Genomic DNA, 2,164 nt, shown 5'->3' with positions numbered 1-2,164 from the left:
GGGGTCGGCGGGGTCCGTCGGCGGTGCGGGGTCGGTCGGCTCGGCCGTCGGCGGGGCGCCGGTCGGGTGATCGAGCGCGACGACGTGCCGGGCCCGCATCCAGACCGCGTCGGGGAGCCCGGATCCGGCGCTGGCCGGCAGGTCGTCGCGGCAGGCATAGCCGAGGATGCCCACCCAGAGGTCGTCCTCCGCGGAGTCGCGGAGCTCGGTCTCGAGCGCCTCTAAGATCCCGAGACGGACGACGTCGGCGCGGCCGGCACGATGACGGGTCACCTCGCCGCGCTCGGCGTCGTAGGTCAGCGACAGATCGTCGTCGTCCAGCCAGCCCAGCAGCGAGCCGCCGGAGCCGTCGGCGGTGTCGAGCCAGAAGCAGCGCGGGTGGGTCGCGGCGATGGCCGCGAAGTGGGCCTCGACGTCGTTCATCCGCACCTCAGGAAGTTCGCGAGCATCGGGCGACCGTGCTCGGAGAGGATCGACTCGGGATGGAACTGCACGCCCTCGATCGGCCTGTCCCGATGCCGGACGCCCATCACGGTGCCGTCCTGGGCACGCGCCGAGACCTCGAGGCAGTCGGGCAGCTCGATGGCGACCAGGGAGTGATAGCGCACCGCCGCGAAGCCGGCCGGCAGGCCGGCGAAGACGCCGCGGCCGTCGTGGTCGATCCGGCTGACCACGCCGTGCGCGGGGCGCCCCGGAGCCACCCGGCCACCGAACGTCGTCACGATGCCCTGCATCCCCAGGCACACGCCCAGGATCGGCAGCCCCGACTCCGCCAGCAGGCGACGACCGAGCCGGAAGTCGGCCTCGTCCGCAGGGCTGCCGGGGCCGGGCGAGAGGACGACATGGGTGGTGTCGGGGGCGACGTACGCCCGTGGCTGGTCGTGCTGCACCAGATCGGGCAGCTCGCCGGTGACCGAGGCGATCAGGTGCATCAGGTTCCAGGTGTAGGAGTCGTGGTGATCGACCACCAGGACACGCGCCGAGCCGCGGCGTGGAGCGGGCGCCGGCATGGCCGCGAGTGTACGCCGGCCGAGCCGGGTCAGACCGGGTCCCGGGCGATGCCGAGATAGGCAGTGCGGAGGTCCGTCGTGGCGGGTAGGTTCCAACCGTCGATCGAGGCGATCGGGCGCACGCCCCAGCCGGCGTTGACCGCCGCGGCGGCTTCCGCGACAGCCAGCTCGTCGACGCGCACATCGCGCCGCTCGATCGCCCGGACCCGGCCCAGCAGCTCGACCGTGATGCTGGGCAGGCCCCGGCTCGGCGAGACCAGGGCACCGTCGAGCAGCACCACCAGCGACCAGGTCGGCCCCTCGCCGACCAGGCCGTCGGCGACCAGCAGCGCGTCGTCGTGGCCGGCGAGCCGGGCACGGCGGCGGGCCAGCAGCTCGGGAGTAGTGCCGAGGTACTTGACGCTCGACAGCGCCCGCTGGTGCGCCACGGTCGCGACCGTGAGCGGAGTGGGATCGGTGTGCACCGGCCGCGGCGTCACGGTGACGCTCAGCGCGCTGCCGCCGGGACGGCCGAGGGTGTGGTCGTCGGCCGTGACCGCCGCCCGGAGCAGCACCGGGCGGGGCAGCCCGACCAGCGCCCGCCGTACCGCCGCCTCGACCTGGTCCCGCCCGATCGAGCGGTCGAAGAGCACGCCGCTGTCGCGTACCAGCCGCTCGAGGTGCGCCTCCCACCCGCGCACGCCGTCGCGCTCGACCCGGAACGTCGTGAAGCAGCCGTAGTCGGACACGCGGGCATGCTACGAGCCCGACAAGAAAGCCGCCCCGCGGGCCCGGATCGGGCGGCGGGGCGGCTTTACTGGCTGGCGGTGACGGAGGGATTTGAACCCTCGGTGGACTTGCACCCACAAACGCTTTCGAGGCGTTCTCCTTAGGCCGCTCGGACACGTCACCGCCGGAAAGGCTAGCCCAGACGGTGGGCTGCGAAGAAATCGTCCAGCAGCGCCGTGCTCCGGTCGGCGTACACGCCCGCGACCACCTCGGGGCGATGGTTGAGCCGACGGTCGCGGACGACGTCCCACAGCGAGCCGACCGCGCCGGCCTTCTCGTCGAAGGCGCCGAAGACGATCCGCTCGATCCGGGCGAGTACGGCGGCGCCCGCGCACATGGTGCACGGCTCCAGGGTCACCACCAGGGTGCAGCCGTCGAGCCGCCAC

The 2,164-nt window shown here is 73.4% G+C and carries 3 protein-coding genes, 1 tRNA gene and 1 pseudogene; all 5 read right to left on the bottom strand.

The window, feature by feature from the left end; all coding sequences use genetic code 11:
- Positions 1-423: pseudogene (locus tag VHA72_RS03795) on the bottom strand (anthranilate synthase component I family protein); the annotation flags it as partial.
- Positions 420-1,010 (bottom strand): anthranilate synthase component II, encoded by a 591-nt coding sequence (locus tag VHA72_RS03790; RefSeq protein ID WP_325573112.1) that lies wholly within the window; start codon positions 1,008-1,010, stop codon positions 420-422. The pseudogene VHA72_RS03795 and the gene VHA72_RS03790, both read right to left, overlap by 4 nt.
- A 29-nt stretch (positions 1,011-1,039) precedes the next feature.
- On the bottom strand, positions 1,040-1,738 hold the full coding sequence (locus tag VHA72_RS03785; protein ID WP_325573111.1) for an aminotransferase class IV: 699 nt from the start codon (positions 1,736-1,738) through the stop codon (positions 1,040-1,042).
- Positions 1,739-1,811: 73 nt separating this feature from the next.
- Positions 1,812-1,901 (bottom strand) — tRNA-Ser (locus tag VHA72_RS03780).
- A 10-nt stretch (positions 1,902-1,911) separates the two neighbouring features.
- Positions 1,912-2,164, bottom strand: a 253-nt coding sequence (locus VHA72_RS03775; RefSeq protein ID WP_325573110.1) for a nucleoside deaminase, incomplete at its 5' end; no start/stop codon positions are given.

The organism is Nocardioides sp., from assembly GCF_035547795.1.
In the GTDB taxonomy this organism is placed as follows: Bacteria; Actinomycetota; Actinomycetes; order Propionibacteriales; family Nocardioidaceae; genus Nocardioides.
Note: the sequence above shows the minus strand (reverse complement) of the source record. Positions and strands in the feature narration are given on the sequence as shown.